Raw genomic sequence first — 22,325 nt, 5'->3', positions numbered from 1 at the left:
GTCAGCGGCATGAGCACCGAGGCTCGAAAACCGCCGCCCCAGATCGCGCTGAAGATCCGGCGCATTCTGGGCGGCAAGGCAGGCTGGAACGGCGTTGCCGTCCAGTTTGCCTTCGCGGCGATCCTGGGCTGGATCGGCTACGAGATCGTCTCCAATGCGCGGGCCAATCTCGAGAACCAGCACATCGCCGCCGGCTTCGGCTTCCTCAGGAACAATGCCGGCTTCGACGTCAACCAGACCCTGATCTCCTATACCGGCTCGGACACGTTCCTGCGCGTGTTCGTGGTCGGGCTGCTGAACACGCTCGTGGTCTCCGTGGTGGGCATCTTCTTCGCCACGGTGATCGGCTTCATCGTCGCGCTGTGCCGGCTGTCGCCCAATTGGCTGCTATCGCGGGTCGGCGAGATCTATGTCGAGGTCATCCGCAACCTGCCGCTGCTGTTCCAGATCCTGTTCTGGTATCTGGCGGTGCTCGCGGCTCTGCCCAATCCGCGGCAGAGCATTTCCCTGCTCGGCGTCGCCTTCATCAGCAATCGCGGCCTCGTCGTTCCGAGCCCGATCGGCCAGAGCGGTCTCGAGCCGTTCCTGGCGGTGCTGGCGCTCGGCATCGTCGCCGCGCTGGCGCTGCGCTTCTACGCCAGGCGAGCGCTGTTTCAGCGCGGGCAGGTGATCCACATCTGGCCTTACGTGCTGGCCCTGCTGTTCGGGCTTCCGCTCGCCACGATGCTGGTATTCGGTCTGCCCTTCACCTTCGAGCTGCCGCAGCTGAAGGGGTTCAACTTCGCCGGCGGCTCACGCATCATCCCGGAATTCGTGGCGCTGACGGTGGCGCTGTCGACCTATACCGCCGCCTTCATCGCCGAGATCGTGCGCGCGGGCATCCTGTCCGTTCACAAGGGGCAGATGGAGGCGGGATCTTCGCTCGGCCTCAGCCGCGGCGCCACGCTCCGCCTCATCGTCGTGCCGCAGGCCATGCGCGTCATCGTGCCGCCGCTGACCAACCAGTACCTCAATCTCACCAAGAACTCGTCGCTGGCGGTCGCGATCGGCTATCCTGACCTGGTGTCGGTGTTCGCCGGCACGTCGCTGAGCCAGACCGGCCAGGCGATCGAGATCATCGCCATGACGATGGGTGTTTATCTCCTGATCTCGCTCCTCACCAGCGCGATCATGAGCGTCTACGGTTGGCGCGTCAGCCGGAGTCTCGGCGCATGAGCGATGTCATGTCATCCAACTTCGTCCGCCAGGACCTGCTCGCCGAGCGTCCGGCTCCGGTGAAGACGACGGGCTTCATCGGCCTGATGCGCACGCGCCTGTTCAACTCGCCGACCAACATCCTGCTGACGATCCTGGGCGCCTTGCTGCTCTGGTTCACCATCATTCCCTCCGTCAAGTTCCTGATGGTCGATGCAGTCTGGAGCGGCAAGGACCGCGCCGCGTGCCTCGCCGAGAACGCCGGCTTCGCAGTCGGCGCCTGCTGGCCCTACATCCAGGCGAAGCTCCCGCAACTGATCTACGGCTTCTATCCCGAGGCCGAGCGCTGGCGGGTGAACCTGACGCTGTTGCTCGCAGCAATCCTGCTGCTGCCGCTGCTCATTCCGCGGCTGCCGGCAAAGAGCCTGAATGCCGGCCTGTTCTTCGTCGCCTTTCCGGTGGTGGCCTTCTTCCTGCTGCACGGCGGCGGCATCAAGGGCTTGGGGCTGAGCTGGACCGCCGGCCTGCTGCAATTGTTCGACGAGAGCATCGTCGGTGCCGGACAGGCGCTGCTCACCTCGAGCAGGACCTCTGCGGTCGGCCCGCTGCTCTGGGCCGTCGGCAGCCTCATCGTCCTGCTCGGCACGGTGATCCATTGGCTGATCTTTCCGCTCACCTGGCTGCGCGATTATATCCAGGGCACCGGCCAGTCGGTCTGGACGGATTTCGCCATCACAGCCGCGATCGTCTGCCTGATCGCCTTCGTTCTCGGCGGCGGTGTTCGCACCGGCGGGCGGGCTCTGGCATCGAGCATCGCCACCTTCATGGCCATCGCCATCGTGATCAAGCTGATGGATCTCGACCACGGCGGATTGCCGGTCGTCACGACGAACCTGTGGGGCGGCCTCCTGGTGACCCTGGTGGTCTCCGTCACCGGCATCGTCACCTCGCTGCCGATCGGCATTGCGCTCGCGCTCGGCCGCCGCTCGACGATTCCCCTGATCCGGATCTTCTCGATCGCCTTCATCGAGTTCTGGCGCGGCGTGCCGCTGATCACCGTGCTGTTCTTCGCAACCTACATGCTGCCCCTGTTCCTGCCCGGCAATTTCACCGTCGATGGCCTGGTGCGTGCGCTGATCGGCATCGCGCTGTTCACTGGTGCCTATCAGGCCGAGAACGTCCGCGGCGGGCTCGCGGCGATCCCGCGCGGGCAAAGCGAGGCGGCCGCCGCCCTCGGGCTGTCCTGGTGGAAGACGACCTCGCTGATCGTGCTGCCGCAGGCGCTGCGGCACGTCATTCCGAACCTCGTCAACAGCTTCATCTCGCTGTTCAAGGACACTTCGCTGGTCTCGATCGTGGCGCTGTTCGATCTGCTCGGCTCGCTGCGCGCCTCGTTCGCGGATCCGAAATGGTCGACGCCGTCGACGGCGTTCACCGGCTTCGCCTTCGCCGGGATCATCTACTTCATGTTCTGCTTTGGAATGTCGCGCTATTCGTTGTTCGTCGAGCGGCGCCTCAACGCCCACCGCCGCAACTGATCGAGGCCACCATGTCCGACCCCATCGTCAAGATTTCCGGCCTGAACAAATGGTACGGCGAATTCCACGTCCTGCGTGATGTCGACCTTGCGGTGCAGAAGGGCGAGCGCATCGTGATCTGCGGCCCCTCGGGCTCGGGCAAGTCCACGCTGATCCGCTGCATCAACGCGCTGGAGGAATTCCAGGAGGGCGAGATCGTCGTCGACGGCATCGAGCTCGGGCCGAACCTCAAGCACATCGACGCGGTTCGCCGTGAAGTCGGCATGGTGTTCCAAAGCTTCAACCTGTTTCCGCATCTGACCGTGCTCGACAATTGCACGTTGGCGCCGATCTGGGTCCGCAACATCCCCAAGAAGGACGCCGAGGCGACCGCGATGAAATTCCTCGAGCGCGTCAAGATCCCGCATCAGGCCAACAAGTTTCCGGGCCAGATGTCCGGCGGCCAGCAGCAGCGCGTCGCGATTGCCCGGGCCCTGACCATGAACCCGAAGGTCATGCTGTTCGACGAGCCGACCTCGGCGCTCGACCCCGAGATGGTCAAGGAGGTGCTCGACACCATGGTCGACCTCGCCGAAGAAGGCATGACCATGCTGGTCGTCACCCACGAGATGGGCTTTGCCCGCGAGGTTGCCAATCGCGTCGTGTTCATGGACGCCGGGCAGATCATCGAGGCCAACACCCCGAACGAGTTCTTCGCCGCCCCGCAGCACGCGCGCACGAAGCTGTTCCTGAGCCAGATTCTGCGCTGAGCCTCGGCGCCGGGGGCCTCGCCGGCCTGACCGCAAGCCTGGCACCATCCGAGTCGGCTTGCCTCTCTTCGGACCCATCCTCCGGAGAGAGACCTTGCAGAGCAGTGCCGGCGCGCGCGCATACCAGAATGCGCGACTGGAAAAGAAGCTGAAGAAGCAGGCGGACGCCGTCATGGCCTTCGCGATCGAGGCGCTCGGGCAGGGCAGGCTTGCCGAGGCCGAGATGCTCTGCCGCGAGATCTTGAAGGAAGTTCCCGATCATTTCCATGCCACGCACCTGCTCGGCCTGCGCGCGTTCGACAGCGGGCGGCTCGACGAGGCCGAATTCCTGCTCGAGCGTGCGATTGCGCTCGATCCGCGCTCGCCCGACGCGCACGGCAATCTCGGGGCCGTCTATTTCGCCCTGGAGAAATTCAACGACGCCCGCGCCTGCCAGGAGAAGGCCATCGCGCTGAAGGCGAATTGTCCGATCACCCTGACCAATCTCGGCAATACGCTGCTGCACATCGGCCTCGGCGATGAGGCGATCGGGCTGCACGAGCGGGCGATCAGGCTGAAGCCGGATTATGCCGATGCGTTCTGCAACCGCGGCATGGCGGAGTTGATGACCGGCCAGTTCAAGCGCGCCAAGGCGAGCTTCGACCGCGCCCTGTCGTTTCAGCCATCTCACGCCGAGGCGATCGCGGGCAGGGGCATGGTCAGCCTCGAGCTCCGGCACTTCGCGGAGGCGGCTGCCGCCTTCGACGCAGCGCTCGCGATCAAGCCGGGTTCGCCGCGGATTCTGCTGCAGCGTGGACGGCTCAACCTCAGTTTGTCCCGGCTGGAGCAGGCGGCCGCGGATCTCGACGCGGCTCTAGTGCAATCGCCACGGCTCGAGCTCGCGCTGTGCTGGCGGGCGCAGATCGACATTCTCGCGGGAAACACGGCGCGGGCGATGGCGAGCGTCAAGACGCTGCTCGAGGTCAATCCGCGATCCGAGATGGGGTTGGCGCTTCTGGCGGCTTGCCACGTCAATCAGGGAGACATCGGGACCGCGCTCGCACACCTCGACGCTGCGCTCGAGATCGCGCCGGACTTCCCGGAAGCGATCGGATACAAGATCTTCGTGCTGGACTACCTGCCGGAGGCCGATTTCGCCGCGCAGCAGGCCGCGCGAAGATACTGGTGGGATGCGATCGGTGCCAAGCTTGCGCAAAGGACGCTGGCGCCCCGGTCGCTCGATCCGGACCGGCGGATCGTGATCGGATACGTCGCGTCCGAATTCAGGAATCACTCGGCGGCGTACTCGCTGTTGCCGGTGCTGCGCCATCATGATCACGACAGGTTCAAGATCGTCTGCTATTCCTGCTGGCCGGTGCAGGACGAGATGACGGAGAGGTTCAAGCCCCTCGCGGATGTCTTTGTCGACGCCGCGCAATTGTCCGATGATGAGCTGGCCGACCGCATCCAGGCCGATGGGATCGACATTCTGATCGACGTGTCCGGGCACACGACTGGCAGCAGGCTTCATGTCTTTGCCCGCAAGCCGGCGCCGATCCAGGTCACGGGCTTCGGGCACGCCACGGGGACAGGCCTTCGAACCATGGACTACGTGCTCGCGGACCCGATCTTCATCCCGCAATCGGCGCGCCATCTCCTGGCCGAGAAGGTCCATGACCTGCCGTGCCTGATCACGATCGATCCGATCCTGCACGTGCCGCCTTCGGAGCCTCCCATGCTCCGCAACGGCTACGTCACTTTCGGCGTGTTCAACCGCATCTTCAAGATTTCGGACGAGGCCATCCGGGTGTGGGCGAAAGTCATGCATGCGGTGAGGGGATCGAAGATCATCGTCAAGAACGGGCTGCTTGACGATCCATTGCTGCGCGATCGGCTGATCGCGCGGTTCACGGCGCAGGGCATCGCCGAAGAGAACGTCATCTGCATGGGCTCGACCTCGCGCCCCGAGCATCTGCGGGCCTTTGCGATGGTCGACATTTCCCTCGATACGTTCCCGCAGAATGGCGGTATCAGCACCTGGGAGTCCCTCTATGCCGGCGTTCCGGTCGTCGCCAAGCTCGGCAGCGGCGCTTCGTCGCGCGCCGGCGGCTCCATCGTCGCGGCCGTCGGCCTCGATGACTGGGTGGCCGAGGATGACGAGGGCTATGCCGCGATCGCGTGCAAATATGCGGCGCAGCCGGCCCATCTGGCAAAGTTGCGGGCGGATCTGCCGGCGCGGATCGCTGCCTCGCCCGCCGGCGACGTCCGACTTTACACGCGCGAGGTCGAAGCGGCCTATCGCCGGTTCTGGCGCGATCATTGTGCCGCCGCCTCGGGGGTGGCGTAGCAAGATCTTGCGCCGGGCCCCGTGAAATCCCGGAACCGACGGATCTCGGCAGACCGGCCGGCCCGGCTCGCGAATCAGTTAGACTCTGCGCAGGGCATCCTACGGAGAGACACCTTGCAGAAGAGCGGCGGCGGCGCGCGCGCGTTCCAGAATGCGCGATTGCAGAAGAAATTGCTGAAGCAGGCCGACGCCGTGATTGCCGCCGCGGCGGACGCCTACGGCCAGGGCCGATATGCCGAAACCGAGGCGCTGTGCCGCGAGATCGTGAAAGCCCTTCCGGATCATGTCGACGCCCTTCACCTGCTCGGCATGTGCGCCCATGACGGAAGGCGCCTCGAGGAGGCCAAAGAGCTGCTGGAGCGCGTGATTGCGCTCGATCCGCGCCTGCACGATGCCCATAACAACCTCGCGACGGTGCATTTCGACCTCGGCAATTACGAGGAGGCGCGGCGGTGCCAGGAGAGGGCGATCGCGCTGAAACCGAATTTCGCGGTGGCGCTGACCAATCTCGGCAACACGCTGATGCATCTGGGGCAGTACGAACAGGCGCTCGAGCTGCACGAGCGCGCTATCAAGCTGAAGCCGGATTATGCCGATGCGTTCTGCAATCGCGGCATGGTCGAGATCGTGCTTGGGCAGATCATGCGTGCCAAGGAGAGTTTCGATCGCGCCCTGCTGTTTCAGCCGCGTCACGCCGAGGCCATCGTCGGCAGCGGCATGGTCAGCATGGAGCTGCGGCATCACGAAGAGGCGGCAGCCAAGTTTGCCACCGCACTCGCGATCAAGCCCGGCGCGCCCAGGATCCTGGCCCAGCGCGGGCGGCTCAGTTACGAGCTGCAGCGCCTGGAGCCCGCGCTTGCGGATTTCGAAGCGGCGCTCGCGATCTCGCCCAAGCTCGAACTGGCGCTCCGCGGCAAGGCACAGGCCTGCCTCGTGATGGGAAAGACCGCGCAGGCGATGGCGGCCGCAGCGGCGTTGATCGAGCAAAATCCGCGCTCCGAGATGGGGCAGGCCCTGATGGGCTTCGCTTATTCGAACCAGGGAGACATGGACGCTGCGATCCAATATCTCGATCGCGCGCTTGCTCTCCGGCCGGATTATGGGGATGCGATCAGGGGCAAGATCTTCTTGCTGGACTACCTCGCGGAGGCCGATTTCGCGGTCCAGCAGGCTGTGCGGAAGTCCTGGTGGGATGCGATCGGGTCGAGGATACCGCAAAGGACCCTGCCGCAGCGGCCGCTCGATCCGGAAAAGCGGATCGTGGTCGGCTATGTCGCCGCCGAATTCCGGCAGCACTCGGCGGGCCTCACCTTGCTGCCGGTGCTGCGCAACCACGATCACACCAAGTTCGAGATCATCTGCTACTATTCCTGGCCGGGCGCGGACGAGTACACCGCCAAGTTCAAATCATTGGCGGACGTCTGGGTGGACGCCTGGGGGCTTTCCGACGACGAGCTCGCCGACCGCATTCAGGCCGACAATGTCGACATTCTGATCGACGTGTCCGGCCACACGACCGGCAACAGGCTGCAGGTTTTCGCGCGCAAGCCGGCCCCGATCCAGGCCACGGGCTTCGGACACGCGACGGGCACGGGCATGCAGACGATGGATTATGTGCTCGCCGATCCCATCTTCATTCCGCCCTCGGCCCGGCATCTGTTTCCCGAGAAGATCCACGATCTGCCGTGCCTGATCACGATGGAGCCGGTCACCAATCTGCAGCCCTCCGAGCTGCCGATGCTCCGCAACGGCTACGTCACCTTCGGCGTGTTCAACCGCATCTACAAGATCTCGGATGATGCGATCCGTGTGTGGTCGCGCATCATGCGCGAGGTGCCGGGATCGAAGATCATCCTCAAGCACGGTCTGCTCGACGATACTCTGCTGCGCGATAGCCTGGTCGCACGCTTCATCGCGCAGGGCATTGCGGAGGAGGACATCACCTGTCTCGGCACCACCTCGCGCGACGATCACCTGATGGCGTTCGACAAGATCGATATCTCCCTCGACACGTTCCCGCAGAATGGCGGCATCAGCACCTGGGAGTCCCTCTACAAGGGCGTCCCGGTCGTGGCCAAGCTCGGCATTGGGGCCTCCTCGCGTGCCGGCGCCTCCATCGTGGCGGCCGTCGGCCTCGGCGACTGGGTTGCGGAGGACGACGACGGCTATGTCGAGATCGCCCGCAAGTTTGCCTCGCAGCCCGAATATCTGGCGAAGTTGCGCGCGGGCTTGCCGGCCCAGATCGCAGCCTCGCCCGCCGGCAATGTCGAGATCTACACGCGTGAGCTCGAAGCGGGGTACCGCAGGTTCTGGCGCGACTATTGTGCCGCTGCCGCCGAGCGCGGCGACGCCGCGGTCAGCGGGGCGGACGCACCTGGCGGCTCCTGAGCCGCATCCTGCAGGCGAACCCCGGGATCTCCCGGACGGATTTGTGGTCCGGCAGTTCGGCCGGGCCGGGACGCGAATCAGTTAGAGTCGGCCCTGGGCCATCTTCCGGAGAGACACCTTGCAGAGCAGCGCCGGCGCGCGCGCATTCCAGAATGCGCGATTGCAGAAGAAATTGAAGAAGCATGCCGACGCCATCATTCCCGCCGCGGCGAGCGCCTATGGCCAGGGCAGGTATGCGGAGTGCGAGGAGCTCTGCCGCCAGATCGTGCAAGCCGTTCCGGATCATTTCGACGCCACGCACCTGCTCGGGCTGAGTGTGCAGCAGGGCGGACGCGTGGAGGAGGCGCAACAGCTGCTGGAGCGCGCGATCGCGATCGATCCGCGTTCGCACGAGGCGCAAAGCAATCTCGCCACCGTCTACGTCGTCCTTCAGAAATTGGAGGCGGCCCGCGCCTGTCAGGAGAGGGCGATCGCGCTGAAGCCGAATTTTACGCCGGCCCTTGTCGGCCTCGGCAACACCTTGCTCCAGATGAACCTGCCAGGACAGGCTATCGATATCTACGATCGCGCCATCAAGCTGAAGCCCGACTACGCCGACGCGCTTTGTAATCGTGGCGTGGCGGAGCTGGCACTGTACCGTTTTGACCGCGCCAGGGAGAGCTTTGATCGCGCGCTGTTGTTTCAGCCGCGCCACGTCGAAGCGCTCATCGGCAAGGGCATGGTCAGCATCGAGCTCAGGCGTTACGATGAGGCGGAAGCTGCGCTCGCGGCCGCGTTCGCGATCAAGCCCGATTCGGCGAAGATTCTGGCGCAGCGCGGACGCCTCAACTCGGCCCTGTCGCGGCTGGAACAGGCCGCCGCGGACTTCGATGCGGTGCTTGCGCTTTCGCCGCGGTTCGAACTTGCGTTGCGGGGAAAGGCGGAGATCTCGCTCAGCCTGGGGAACACCGCACAGGCGATCCTGGCCTGCACGACCTTGCTCGAGCAAAATCCGCGTTCCACGATCGCATTGGCCTTGCTGAGCTCTTGTCTTGCAAATCAGGGAGAAATCGCCTCCGCAATCGAACATCTCGACGCGGCGCTGGCGATCTCGCCGGATCCGGACTTGATGGCGCGGAAGATCTATTTTCTGGACTTTCTTCCCGACGCAGATTTCACGATCCAGCAGGCGACACGAAGGTCGTGGGGCGAAGCGATCGGTGCCCGCGTGCCGCAGAGGAAGCTCGCCTCCCGGCAGCTCGATCCCGACAGGCGGATCGTGATCGGCTATGTTTCTGCCGAATTCTGGTACCACTCGGCGGCGTTCGGCCTGCTGCCGGTGCTGCGCCACCATGATCATGCCAGCTTCGAGGTCGTCTGTTATTCGTGTTCGCCGACAAAAGATGCGATCACGGCCGAATTCAGGTCGGCGGCAGACGTCTGGGTCGATGCCTGGCAGATGTTCGACGACGAATTGGCCGATCGTATCGAGGCCGACAAGGTCGATATCCTGATCGACGTCTCCGGGCATTCGTCGGGCAACAGGCTCCAGGTCTTCGCCCGCAAGCCGGCTCCCATCCAGGTCACGGGCTTCGGACACGCGACCGGTACGGGCCTTCGGACGATGGACTACGTGCTCGCGGACCCCGTCTTCATTCCGCAATCGGCACGGCATCTGCTGACCGAAAAGGTCTATGACCTGCCGTGCCTGATCACGATCGATCCCATCCTGGATGTGCCGCCGTCGGAGCTTCCCATGCTCCGCAACGGCTACGTCACCTTCGGCGTGTTCAACCGCGTCAACAAGATTTCGGACGAGGCCATCCGCGTCTGGTCGAACGTGATGCGGGAGGTGGCCGGATCGAAGATCATCATCAAGCATACGCTGCTCGACGATGCCCTGGTGCGCGACGGTCTCCTCGCGCGGTTTGTCGCTCACGGGATTGCCGAAGAGAGGATCACTTGCCTCGGCTCGTCCGAGCGCGCCGATCATCTGCGAGCCTTCGCCTTGGTCGATATTTCGCTCGATCCATTTCCGCAGAACGGTGGCGTCAGCACCTGGGAATCCCTCTATGCGGGCGTTCCGGTCGTCGCCAAGCTCGGCCACGGCGCATCCTCGCGCGCCGGCGGCTCCATCGTGGCGGCCGTCGGTCTCGACGACTGGATGGCCGAGGATGACGCGGGCTACGCCGCGATCGCGTGCCAATTTGCTGCCCAGCCGGGGCTTCTGGCAAAGTTGCGCGCGGAATTGCCGGCCCGGATCGCAGCTTCAGCCGCGGGCAATGTCGAAACCTACACCCGCAGGGTCGAAGAGGGCTACCGCAAGTTCTGGCGCGACTATTGCGCCGCAGCCTCGGAAAGCGGGGAGGTCGCTTAAAGCCGAACTGCGCAGTGCTTGTGGACGTGCGCCCTCGGCCCGAGGACGCGCGTGACGATCAGACGAACGGCGGCTTGATGTTGCTGCGCTTCTCCAGCCATTCCGGCACCGGCAGGTTCTTGGCGCGCATGAAGTCCGCGTTGAACAGCTTCGACAGATAGCGGCTGCCGGAATCGCACAGCACGGTAACGACCGTCTTGCCGGGCCCGAGCTGCTTCGCAAGTCGCATCGCGCCGACGACATTGATGCCCGTCGAGCCGCCGAGGCACAGACCTTCGTGCTGGAGCAGCTCGTAGATCGCGCTGACGGCGTCAGTGTCGGGGATGAGATAGGCCTCGTCGACCTTGGCGGTCTCGACGATCGCCGTGGCGCGGTTGAGGCCGATGCCTTCGGTGATCGAGCCGCCAGGGGTGGCCTTGGGATCGCCGGTCCTGAAATATTCGTACATGCCGGCGCCGTGCGGATCGGCGCAGGCGATGCGGATGTCCTTGTTATTCTCCTTCAGATAGCGGCTGACGCCGGCCAGCGTGCCGCCGCTGCCGACCGAGCAGACGAAGCCGTCGACCTTGCCGCCGGTCTGCTCCCAGATCTCGGGCCCCGTGGATTCGTAGTGTGCCTTGGCGTTGTCGAGGTTGTTCCACTGGTCGGCGAACAGCACGCCATTGGGCTCGGTCTTGCGCAGCTCGTCGGCGAGCCGCCGGCCGACATGCTGGTAGTTGTTGGGGTTGGCGTAGGGAAGGGCCGGCACCTCGATCAGCTCGGCACCGCACAGCTTCAGGAAGTCCTTCTTTTCCTGGCTCTGCGTCTCCGGGATCACGATCAGGGTGCGGTAACCGCGCGCGCTGGCAACAACGGCAAGGCCGATGCCGGTATTGCCGGCGGTCGCTTCCACAACGAGCCCGCCGGGCTTCAGCTCGCCGCGCTTCTCGGCCTCCAGGATCATCCATTTGCCGGCGCGGTCCTTCACCGACTGACCGGGATTCATGAACTCGGCCTTGCCCAGGATGGTGCAGCCGGTCAATTCCGAAGCGCGCTTGAGCTTGATGAGGGGGGTGTTGCCGATGGCCTCGACAACGTCGTTGCGAATGGTCATGTCAGGGGAAATCACTACCAAGGGGTTGATCGGCTTTGGCCCGAACCTAGTGCTTGGCAGGCCAAAGGGGAAGGCTTTTGCGCTGCGGCGAACCCGAGCGAAACGCCCACGGAAACAGTGATATGCCCGAGAAGAGACCGGCGCTGATGCGCGCGGCCATGAGGCCGGATATCGGTAGGAAGAAACAGCCGAACCCCGGCCAGGGCAAGAAACGACTGCGCTCTTGATGAGCGCTGTCGCGACCAATTCTTGCCACTGGCGAGACGGGTTGCGACAGGACGCGTTGACTGCGGTGACCGCCCAGGAGATATCGGCGCGTTGGACAGCTTCGTTTTCGGCAGGATTGACGGTGTTGCGCGCCGCACAGAGGATGGGATCGAGCTGAAGGCGCGTGGCGCGGTCCAAATGAAGGGCGCAGCTAAGGGTGTGGCCGCGATATCACATGAAATCTTGGTAAGCTTGCTTACGTTTCCCAATGTTTCTCAGTAAAAGAAGTCACTGCGAGACAGGCACTTTTCGTATTTTCTTCAGCTCGCGCCCGGCTCATTGGCTCGGGCATCTCGCAACTGCGGCACTGTCCCGCCGTTCCGCGCCCGGCTAGTATGCATCGCAGGTTCCGCAGAAAGCATCACCGCTGTGAACGCGTTGTCCAAGGCCACCCGACTGCCCCGCCGCGAATCGGTTAATCCAGCGGCGTTGCGGCGGCTTGATCTGCCCGGCGGGGGGTGGACGTGACACACCAAGTTCCAGCGATCGCCTCGCGGCGGTCTCTCGGTTCTGCATTCCGGATGCGGCCCGCGGCCCGATGGATGGCGGTGCTGTGCCTCGCCGCCGCCTCGGGGGCCTGCGTGCTGACCCAGGATCTTCCCGATCCCGCGCTCGACGTTCCCGTGCATTACAAATATGCCGGCAAGGGCGATGCGCCGCCGTCGCTGGATTGGTGGCGCGGTTTCCGCTCTGCGGAGCTGACGCAGCTGATGGAGGAGGCGCAGACCGTCAATCTCGACATCGCTGCCGCCGTGGCGCGTATCGTCCAGGCTGACGCCCAGGCGCGGCAGGCTGGCGCGGCGTTGCTGCCGAGTCTGTCTGGCACCGGCCAGGAGACCTATTCGCGCACCTCCGGCTCTTCGGCCTCGGGGCTCACCAATGGCGGCCGTGAGGTCGTCAACTATCAGGCTTCGCTCAGCGCGAGCTACCAGCTCGACTTCTGGGGCCAGAACCGCGATGCACTGCAGACGGCCGAGGAGACGGCGAACGCCAACCGTTTCGATCGCGACACGGTCGCGCTGACCACGCTCGCCGCCGTCGCCAACGCCTATTTCCAGGTGCTGGCCTCGCAGGATCGCATCAGGACCTCTCAGCGCAACATCGCGAGCGCGCAGCGCATCCTCGATGCGGTGAGGGACCGCCGCAAGGCCGGCACCGGTACCGATCTCGACGTCGCCCAGCAGGAGAGCGTGCTGGCGAACCAGAAGGCCCTGGTGCCGCCGCTGCGCCAGACGCTCGATCAGAACGTCAACGCGCTCGCCGTGCTGGTCTCGCGCCCGCCGGAGAGCGTGCGCGTGCACGGCGGCTCCCTGGATCGGATCGCGATCCCGCGCGTGACGCCCGGCCTGCCGTCGGAGCTGCTGACGCAGCGGCCGGACATCCGCCGGCAGGAGGCGCAGCTCGCCTCGGCCACCGCCAACATCGGCAATGCCCGTGCGCAGTTCTTTCCGACCATCCAGCTCACCGGCAATGGCGGCTATCAGAGCGCGGCGCTGGTCTCGCTGTTCCAGCCGCACGCGGCCTTCTTCCAGCTCGTCGGCAGCGCGACGCAGCCGATCTTCGACGGCGGCAGGATCCTCGGCAATTTCGAATTGGCCAAGGCACGGCAGGACGAGCTGCTGCAGACCTACCGCAAGACCATCGTCCAGGCCTTTGCCGACGTCGACAACGCGCTGTTCTCGATCAAGCAGACCACGATCAAGCTGCAGTTGCAGCGCGACGTCGTCGCCGCCTCGCGTCGCGCTTTCGATCTCTCCGAGCAGCAATTGCGCGCCGGCACTGCCGACATCGTCACCGTGCTCAACACCCAACTGACCCTGTTCCAGGCGGAAGACGCGCTGTCGCAGGCCCAACTCGCACGGCTTCTGGCCATCGTCAGCCTGTACCAGGCGCTCGGCGGCGGCTGGGAGCCGCGAATGGAGAAACCGGTCAATGCTCTTTAAGCCCGACACCAAGCAGGGCGCGGGAGAGGGGACGGCGACGAGATCGCGCGGCCGCGGCTTCGTCATGACCCTGATCACGCTCGCGATCCTCGGCGGCCTGGGCTATGTCGGCTGGATCGTCATGCACCAGCAGCAGACGAACAACCGCAACCAGCGTCCCGATCTGCCTGTGCCGGTGCTGGCAGCGAGCCCGCGCATCCAGGACGTGCCGGTCTATCTCGATGGCGTCGGCGCGATCCGCGCGCTCAACACCGTGACCGTGCGCTCGCAGGTCGACGGCAAGCTGATCGCGGTCAACTTCACGGAGGGCCAGGACGTCAAGAAGGGCGACGTGCTCGGCGAGATCGATCCGGCCATCTATCAGGCGCAGTACGACCAGGCGGTCGCCAAGAAGGCGCAGGATCAGGCCCAGCTCGCAAACCAGCGCATCGACCTGACACGCTACGAGCAGCTCGCCGCCTCCAACGCCGGCTCCAAGCAGCAGGCCGACACCCAGCGCGCGCTGGTCGCGCAGACCGAGGCGCTGGTCAAGGCCGATCAGGCCGCGATCGACAACGCTGCGGCGACGCTGAGCTACACCAAGATCGTGGCGCCGATCTCGGGTCGTGCCGGCCTGCGCCAGGTCGACCAGGGCAACATCATTCATGCCTCCGACACCACCGGCCTCGTGGTGATCACGCAATTGCAGCCGATCGCGGTGTGGTTCAGCCTGCCGCAGCAACAGATCATGCGGGTCAATGCGGCCGCGGCGAAGGGTACGCTCGCGGTCGACGTGTTCGGCAATGACGGCATTACGGTGATCGATACCGGCAAGCTTACCGGCATCGACAACCAGGTCGACCAGACCACCGGCACGCTCAGGCTCAAGGCCGAATTTCCCAATGCCAATTACCAGCTCTGGCCGGGCCAGTTCGTCAATGTCCGCCTCAAGGTCGAGACCTTGACGCAGGCGCTGGTGGTGCCGACCTCGGCGGTGCAGCGCGGCCCGATCGGCACGTTCAGCTACGTCATCGGCGAAGGCAACATCGTCTCGGCCAAGCCCGTGACGGTGACCCAGCAGAACGAGCATGATGCCGTGATCGCCAGCGGCCTGTCGGCGAGCGACAGGGTCGTCACCACCGGCTTTGCCAATCTGTCCGACGGCTCCAAGGTGATCGTCGGCCGCGACGACCAGACGCCGTCGGCCGATCTCGCCCCGCGCAAGCGCTCGCGCGCACCGGACGCTCAGAGGCAGGACGGTGCCAAAGATGGCCAGAAGGACGGGCAGGGCAAGGACGGCGAGTTGCGCGCCAAGCGCAAGAGCAGCGAAGGCGACCAGAAGGGGCAGACAGGACCGGCACCGGGGCCGGGGGCATCGGAAAGTGGAGCCAAGCAGCCATGATCCGACAACGGCCGCTTGAAGCGGCAGGCATAGCCCATGGGTGTCTCTGAACCCTTCATCCGCCGGCCGATCGCGACCTCGCTGCTCGGCATTGCGCTTCTGATCGGCGGACTGCTGGGCTATTTCGCGCTGCCGGTCTCGGCGTTGCCGCAAGTCGATTTCCCGACCGTGCAGGTGACGACGCAGCTGCCGGGCGCGAGCCCCGACGTGATCGCCTCGCTGATCACCGCGCCGCTGGAGCGGCAGCTCGGGCAGATCCCGTCGCTCTCGGCGATGAACTCGACGAGCTCGTTCGGCGTCAGCCAGATCTCGCTGCAGTTCGACCTCAACCGCGACATCGACGGGGCAACGCAGGACGTGCAGGCCGCGATCAATGCCGCGGCCGGCGTGCTGCCCAAGACGCTGCCTTACCCGCCGACCTACGCCAAGGTGAATCCGGCGGACGCGCCGGTGATGACGCTTGCGCTACGCTCGGACACGATCTCGCTGCGCGCAATGAGCGACATCGCCGACACCATTCTGGCGCAACGTTTGAGCCAGATCTCCGGCGTCGGGCGCGTTTCCGTGCTGGGCGGGCTGAAGCCGGCCGTGCGCATCCAGGCCGATCTGGCGCGCCTTGCAGCCTATGGCATCGCGATGGAAGACCTGCGCACGGCGATCGCCAATGCCAATGTCTCGGGCCCGAAGGGCTCGCTCGACGGCGCACAGCAATCCTACATCATCGCCGCCAACGACCAGATCGCCGTCGCCGAGGCCTACAAGCCCGTCATCATCGCCTACCGCAACGGCTCGCCGGTGACCATTGCCGACGTCGCCCAGATCGTCGACGGCCTCGAGAACGACCGCACCGGCGGCTGGTACCAGGGCACGCCGGCCGTCATCATCGACATCCAGCGCCAGCCCGGTGCCAACGTCATCGACGTCGTCAGCCAGATCCGCGCCGAAATTCCCAAGGTCCAGCGCGCGATCCCGGCCGGCGTGAACCTCACCATCGTGTCCGACCGCACCGTCACCATCCGCGCCTCGGTGCGCGACGTACAGTTCACGCTGGTCCTTGCCGTCGTGCTGGTGACGCTGGTCGTGCTGTTGTTCCTGCGTTCGTTGCGCGCGACCGTGATCGCCGGCGTCGCGCTGCCGTTGTCGCTGATCACGAGCTTCGGCATCATGTATTTTGCCGGCTTCAGCCTCGACAATCTGTCGCTGATGGCGCTGACGATCGGCACCGGATTCGTCGTCGACGACGCCATCGTCATGATCGAGAACATCGTGCGCCACATGGAGAATGGCGACGGCGCGATGGAAGCCTCGCTCAAGGGCGCCAGCGAGATCGGCTTCACCGTGATCTCGCTGACGGTCTCGCTGATCGCGGTGTTCATCCCGCTCCTGTTCATGTCGGGCCTCGTTGGGCGCATGTTCCGCGAGTTCGCGCTGACCCTGACCATCGCGGTCGTGACCTCGGCGGTGGTCTCGCTGACCCTGACGCCGATGATGTGCTCGCGGCTGCTCAAGCACGCGCACGAGGAGCTGGCCGTGCCGGGACTGGCCGCGATCAGCCGCTTCATCGACCGCACGGTCCATGCCTATCACCGATCGCTGTTGTGGGTGCTGGAGCGGCAGCGCGCCACACTGGTCGTGACCTTCGCCACGCTGATCGCGACCCTGGTGCTCTATGTCGTCGCGCCCAAGGGCTTCCTGCCGCTGCAGGACACCGCCTCGATCACCGCGGTGACGGAGGCGGGGCCCGACGTGTCGTTTGCGGAGATGAAGAGGCGGCAGGCCGAGGCGGCGGACGCCATCAGGGCTGATCCTGATGTGGTCGGCGTGGTCTCGGTGATCGGTGCGGGCTCCGTCAACCCGACCACCAATGTCGGCCGCCTCGTCATGAGCTTGCGGCCGCGCGGCGAGCGCCGTGACGATGTCAGCGTGGTCGTGACCCGGCTCAAGGAGAGGGTCTCCGGCATCCCCGGCATGACCGTCTATTTCCAGCCGGTGCAGGACGTGCAGATCTCGACCCAGTCGAGCCGCTCGCAATACCAGTACACGTTGACCGGCACCGATGCGACGCTGGTCTCGGAATGGGCGCGCAAGCTGGTTGCGGAGATGCGGCGCGATCCCCTGTTCCGCGACGTCTCGTCCGAGGCGCAGGAGGGCGGCCTGCGGGCGCAGCTCGACGTCGACCGCACCCGGGCCGGCCAGCTCGGCGTGAGCCTGCAAGGAATCACCGACACGCTGAACGATGCCTTCGCACAGCGGCAGATCTCGACGATCTACGGCCAGGCCAACCAGTACCGCGTGGTGCTCGAGGCGCTGCCGATGTACCAGCGCGATCCCTCGATCCTCTCAAAGCTCTATCTGCCGGGCGCGGCGAGCGCCACCGCCGGCGCGCCCAATGCCCAGGTGCCGCTGTCCGCCGTGGCGACGCTGAAGCGGACCACGGCGCCGCTGGCGATCTCGCACCAGGCACAATTCCCGTCGGTGTCGCTCAGCTTCAACCTCGCGCCGGGCGCGGCGCTCGGCGATGCCGTCGAAGCCGTGAAGGTGATCGAGACCCGCATCGAAATGCCGGGCAGCATCGTCGGCATCTATGCCGGCGATGCCGCCGAGTTCGCCAAGGCGCTGGCCGGCCAGCCCTGGCTGCTGCTCGCCGCCGTGATCACGATCTACATCGTGTTAGGGGTGCTCTACGAGAGCTACATCCACCCGATCACGATTCTTTCGACGCTACCCTCGGCCGGCGTCGGCGCCATCCTGGCGCTGATGTTGTGCGGGCAGGACCTCTCGGTGATCGGCCTGATCGGCATCATCCTCCTGATGGGCATCGTCAAGAAGAACGCGATCATGATGATCGACTTTGCGCTCGAGGCCGAGCGCGGGCACGGCATGTCGCCCCATGAAGCGATCGTGCAGGCGTGTCTCTTGCGCTTCCGCCCGATCATGATGACGACGCTGGCGGCGCTGTTTGGGGCGTTGCCGCTGGCGATCGAGAGCGGCACCGGCGCCGAGCTGCGCTTCCCGCTCGGCATCTCCATCATCGGCGGCCTTCTGCTCAGTCAGCTACTGACACTTTACACGACGCCCGTGATCTATCTGGCGCTCGATCGCATCAACCGACGTCTCGAGCGGGCGTTGCCGCCGACCGAATCCGGCGGCCCGCCGGTCGCCGGCGCGACCGAGGGGATGCAGTGATGGCGTCGATCTCGGAGCCCTTCATCCGCCGACCGGTCGCGACCACGCTGCTGTCGATCGGGCTGTTCCTGCTGGGTGTCGTCGCCTACGAGTTCCTGCCCGTCGCCTCGGTCCCGAACGTCGACTTCCCCGCCATCTTCGTCTCCGCCAGCCGGCCCGGCGCCGATCCATCCGTGATGGCGGCGACGGTGGCTTCACCCTTGGAGCGGCGTCTCGGCGAGATCGCCGGAATCAATCAGATCACCTCGACCTCGAGCCTCGGCACGACCAGCATCCAACTCCAGTTCGATATCGGCCGCAACATCGACAAGGCCGCGCGCGACGTGCAGGCGGCCATCAACGCCGCGATGGTCGACCTGCCGAGCGACCTGCCGACGTTGCCGCGTTTCCGCAAGGCGAACACCGCCGGCGCACCCATCTTCGTGCTGGCGCTGACCTCCAAGACGATCTCTCCGTCGGCGATCTACGACGTCGCCGACAGCGTGCTGGCGCAACGCATCTCACAGGTACCGGGCGTCGGCAACGTGTCGATCTCCGGCGCCGACCAGCCGGCCGTGCGCGTGCAGCTCAACCCGGTCGCACTGTCCAATGCTGGAATAGCGACCGACGACGTGCGCACCGCGATCATCGGCGCCAACGCGCTCGGCCCCGTCGGCATCTTCGAAGGCGAACGTCAAAGCGAGACGCTGTCGCTGAACAAGCAGATGCGCACGGCGAAGGAGTTCCGCGACATCGTCATCAAGAGCTCGGGCAGCAATTTCGTGCGTTTGTCCGATGTCGCCGACATCGAGGATTCCGTCCGCAACGTCCGCTCGATCGCCTGGTTCAACAGGCAACCGGCGGTTCTGATCCAGATCACCAAGCAGGGCGATGCCAACGTCATCGACACTGTCGACCGGGTCAAGGCGCTGATCCCCGAGCTGAAGCAGTGGATTCCCGCCGGAGTCGAAATCTCCACCCTGGTCGATCGGACCGGCACGATCCGCGCCAGCGTGCTGGATATGCAATGGACGCTGCTGGCGACGGCTGTCCTGGTGATGGTCGTCGTATTCCTGTTCCTGCGGCGGATCACGCCGACCATCGCGGCCGGCATCTCGGTGCCGCTGGCACTCGCCGGGACCTGCGCCGGCATGTGGGTCGCGGGCTTCTCCATCGACAATCTGTCGCTGATGGCGCTCGCCATCTCCGTCGGCTTCGTCGTCGACGATGCCATCGTCATGATCGAGAACATGTTCCGCAATCTCGAGCACGGCATGCCCCCGTTCCGGGCGGCGCAGGAGGGCGCCAAGCAGATCGGCTTCACCGTGGTTTCGATCAGCCTGTCGCTGATCGCGGCCTTCACGCCGCTGATCTTCATGGACGGCGTCGTCGGCCGGCTCTTACGCGAATTCTCCCTGACGCTGACCTTCGCCATCCTGGTCTCGACGCTGGTGTCGCTGACGGTCACGCCGATGATCTGCGCCCATTACATCCGGCAGACCACCTCCGGCACGGCAACGCTGTTCGACCGCATCATCGAAGGCACGCTGTCGCGCACCATCGGGTTCTACGCTCGCAGCCTTCGCACAGTGCTGGAATTCCCGCTGCTGACGCTGCTGGTGTTCTTCGCCACCATCGCGCTCACGGTGACGCTCTACGTCAAGGTCCCCAAAGGCTACTTCCCGACGGACGATTCCGGCTTGATCATCGGGGCGACGCGCGCCTCGGCCGATATCTCGTTCCAGTCGATGCTCGGCCTGCAGCAGCGGCTCGCCGAGATCGTGATGAAGGATCCGGCCGTGGCCGGCATCGGATCGACCGTCGGCAGCGGAGGCGGGGGCCCGGGGCCGGCGACCTCGAACCGCGGCACCATGTTCATCAGCCTGAAACCGCCGGAGGAGCGCGCGCACGTGTCGACGGAGGTCGTGATCGACCGGCTCAGGCGGGCGCTGTATCCCGTGCCCGGCATCCGCCTCTTCATGTTCGCCGCCCAGGACGTGCGCGCCGGCGGGCGGCAGAGCGATTCCGATTACCAATATACGCTCACCAGCACCGATCTTGGCCTGCTGCAGACATGGGCGCCGATCGTGGCCAAGCGCATGGAGAGCGTGGAGGGCATCACCGACATCTCCAGCGATCGGGACCCCGGCGGACTGCAGCTGACGCTCTCCATCGACCGCCAGAAGGCGTCCGCGCTCGGCGTCAGGGTTCAGGACATCGACAACGCGCTGAACAACGCGTTCGCACAGCGGCAGATCTCCATCATCTACACCCAGCGCAACCAGTACATGACCGTGCTGGAGATCGACCCGAAGTTCCAGGTCGACCCCTCCAATCTCGATCGCATCTACGTCGCCGGCGCGGGAGATGCGCAGGTGCCGCTGTCGGCCGTGGTGCGCGCGACGCGCGGGCTCGCTGCGCTCGCCGTCTATCATTCGCAGTCGTTCCCATCGACTACGGTGTCCTTCAACCTGGTGCCGGACGTGCCGCTTCAGGCGGCGACGCAGAACATCCAGCGCGCGGTCGATGAGTTGCACATGCCGGAAGGCATTCGCGGCAGCTTCGACGGCAATGCCGGCGACTTCGCCAGGACCAGCGGCCGCCAGCCGCTCTTGATCCTCGGCGCGTTGGTTGCGATGTATATCGTGCTCGGGGTGCTCTATGAGAGCCTCGCCCATCCGCTCACGATCATCTCGACGCTGCCCTCGGCCGGCTTAGGTGCGCTGCTCGCCTTGCAGCTCACCAACACGCCGCTGACGGTGATTGCCTTCGTCGGCATCATCCTCTTGATCGGCATCGTCAAGAAGAACGGGATCATGATGGTGGACTTCGCGCTCGACGCCGAGCGCCAGCGCGGCCTGTCCTCGGCCGAGGCGATCTTCGAGGCCTGCCAGGCGCGTTTCCGCCCGATCCTGATGACGACCATGGCGGCGCTGTTTGCCGGCATTCCGCTGGTGATCGCGACCGGCCCCGGCACGGAGCTGCGCCGCCCGCTCGGAATCACAATCATCGGCGGCCTGTTCGTCTCGCAGATCCTGACGCTGTACACGACGCCCGTGATCTACCTGCTGATCGACCGCATCCGGCGACGCTCCGGGCCGCGGCCGTTGGCGGCACCGGCGGAATAGGTTGTTGACGCGCCGCTTCAAGCGTATAGCGGCGCCATGTCCAACCCGCCCGACACCGTCGCCGCGCCGGCCGAACCGATCCCTGAATGCCCGCATTGCCAGAAGCCGATGCCGCTCTGCATTTGCGACAGCGTCACGCCGATCGAGAACCGGCTCTCGCTCCTGATCCTCCAGCATCCGCAGGAGCAGGACAGAGCGCTGGGCACGGCGCGGCTGCTGGCCAGGCACTTCGCCGATGCCACCGTGCGGGTCGGCCTGTCCTGGCCAAGCCTGTCCAAGGCGCTGGGACGGCCGGTCGAGAATGCCTCGCACTGGGCCGTGCTCTATCTCGGCTCGGCACACGCGGCCGATCTCGATGCCGAAGGCGAGATCGTGGCGCTCAACCGCAAGGGCGAGGTCGCGGAGAACCAGCGCGCGATCCTCGGCAAGCTCGAAGGCGTGGTGCTGCTCGACGGCACCTGGAGCCAGGCCAAGGCGCTCTGGTGGCGCAATCCCTGGATGCTGAAATGCCAGCGCGTGATCCTCAATCCAGCGCATCCCTCGCGCTACGGGCGCCTCCGCAAGGAGCCGCGCAAGGACGGTCTCTCGACCATCGAGGCGGCCGCGTCGATCCTGTCCAGCCTCGAGCGGCGCCCCGACATCGCCGAGACACTGCATGCCGGTTTCGAACGGATGCTGACCCGCTACCGCGAGGTCCAGGCCGAGATGCCGGAACTCGCACCAAAGCCGGCCCCGAAGGGCCGCCGGCGCGACTTCCGGCGCGGCAAGCGCGCCTGAGCTTGGTCCACATCGGAAAG

12 protein-coding genes are annotated in these 22,325 nt (G+C 65.4%); 11 read left to right on the top strand and 1 reads right to left on the bottom strand.

The features are described from left to right. The first annotated feature begins 9 nt into the window (after window positions 1-9). The 6 genes from XI05_RS18425 (at window position 10) to XI05_RS18400 (ending at window position 10,551) form a co-directional block, all read left to right on the top strand. Window positions 10-1,215, top strand: coding sequence for an amino acid ABC transporter permease (locus tag XI05_RS18425; RefSeq protein WP_271504188.1), 1,206 nt, complete (start codon window positions 10-12; stop codon window positions 1,213-1,215). Beyond that, window positions 1,212-2,732 (top strand): amino acid ABC transporter permease, encoded by a 1,521-nt coding sequence (locus XI05_RS18420; RefSeq protein WP_271504186.1) that lies wholly within the window; start codon window positions 1,212-1,214, stop codon window positions 2,730-2,732. Before XI05_RS18425 ends, XI05_RS18420 begins: the two co-directional genes overlap by 4 nt. An 11-nt stretch (window positions 2,733-2,743) precedes the next feature. Next, on the top strand, window positions 2,744-3,481 hold the full coding sequence (locus XI05_RS18415; protein WP_260370394.1) for an amino acid ABC transporter ATP-binding protein: 738 nt from the start codon (window positions 2,744-2,746) through the stop codon (window positions 3,479-3,481). Between the two features lie 94 nt (window positions 3,482-3,575). Continuing rightward, complete coding sequence (locus XI05_RS18410; protein WP_271504184.1) at window positions 3,576-5,807, top strand: O-linked N-acetylglucosamine transferase family protein; 2,232 nt, start codon at window positions 3,576-3,578, stop codon at window positions 5,805-5,807. A gap of 114 nt (window positions 5,808-5,921) precedes the next feature. Continuing rightward, window positions 5,922-8,195, top strand: coding sequence for an O-linked N-acetylglucosamine transferase, SPINDLY family protein (locus tag XI05_RS18405; RefSeq protein ID WP_271504182.1), 2,274 nt, complete (start codon window positions 5,922-5,924; stop codon window positions 8,193-8,195). A 118-nt stretch (window positions 8,196-8,313) separates the two neighbouring features. Next, window positions 8,314-10,551 (top strand): tetratricopeptide repeat protein, encoded by a 2,238-nt coding sequence (locus XI05_RS18400; protein ID WP_271504180.1) that lies wholly within the window; start codon window positions 8,314-8,316, stop codon window positions 10,549-10,551. 58 nt (window positions 10,552-10,609) lie between these two features. Here XI05_RS18400 and XI05_RS18395 read toward each other — a convergent pair whose 3' ends face one another. Next, window positions 10,610-11,644 (bottom strand): cysteine synthase A, encoded by a 1,035-nt coding sequence (locus tag XI05_RS18395; protein ID WP_271504178.1) that lies wholly within the window; start codon window positions 11,642-11,644, stop codon window positions 10,610-10,612. 725 nt (window positions 11,645-12,369) lie between these two features. On the opposite strand from XI05_RS18395, the gene XI05_RS18390 reads away from it, so the two are divergent. Genes XI05_RS18390 through XI05_RS18370 form a run of 5 tightly spaced genes read left to right on the top strand, consistent with a single transcriptional unit; the run spans window position 12,370 to window position 22,305 of the window. Continuing rightward, window positions 12,370-13,854 carry an efflux transporter outer membrane subunit gene (locus tag XI05_RS18390; RefSeq protein ID WP_271504176.1) on the top strand — a complete coding sequence of 495 codons (1,485 nt, stop codon included), beginning with the start codon at window positions 12,370-12,372 and terminating at the stop codon, window positions 13,852-13,854. Next, window positions 13,844-15,235 carry an efflux RND transporter periplasmic adaptor subunit gene (locus tag XI05_RS18385; RefSeq protein ID WP_271504174.1) on the top strand — a complete coding sequence of 464 codons (1,392 nt, stop codon included), beginning with the start codon at window positions 13,844-13,846 and terminating at the stop codon, window positions 15,233-15,235. The genes XI05_RS18390 and XI05_RS18385 overlap by 11 nt, the downstream gene beginning before the upstream one ends. A gap of 36 nt (window positions 15,236-15,271) precedes the next feature. Beyond that, window positions 15,272-18,421 carry an efflux RND transporter permease subunit gene (locus XI05_RS18380; RefSeq protein ID WP_271504172.1) on the top strand — a complete coding sequence of 1,050 codons (3,150 nt, stop codon included), beginning with the start codon at window positions 15,272-15,274 and terminating at the stop codon, window positions 18,419-18,421. After that, window positions 18,421-21,528, top strand: a complete 3,108-nt coding sequence (locus tag XI05_RS18375; RefSeq protein WP_271504170.1) for an efflux RND transporter permease subunit — start codon at window positions 18,421-18,423, stop codon at window positions 21,526-21,528. Before XI05_RS18380 ends, XI05_RS18375 begins: the two co-directional genes overlap by 1 nt. Window positions 21,529-21,564: 36 nt before the next feature. Continuing rightward, a complete protein-coding gene (locus tag XI05_RS18370; protein ID WP_271504168.1) occupies window positions 21,565-22,305 on the top strand; it encodes a tRNA-uridine aminocarboxypropyltransferase in 741 nt (246 codons plus the stop codon). Window positions 22,306-22,325: the final 20 nt, after the last annotated feature.

This window comes from Bradyrhizobium sp. CCBAU 11357 (assembly GCF_028128865.1).
In the GTDB taxonomy this organism is placed as follows: domain Bacteria; phylum Pseudomonadota; class Alphaproteobacteria; order Rhizobiales; family Xanthobacteraceae; genus Bradyrhizobium.
This window is presented reverse-complemented; position numbering and strand designations above follow the sequence as displayed.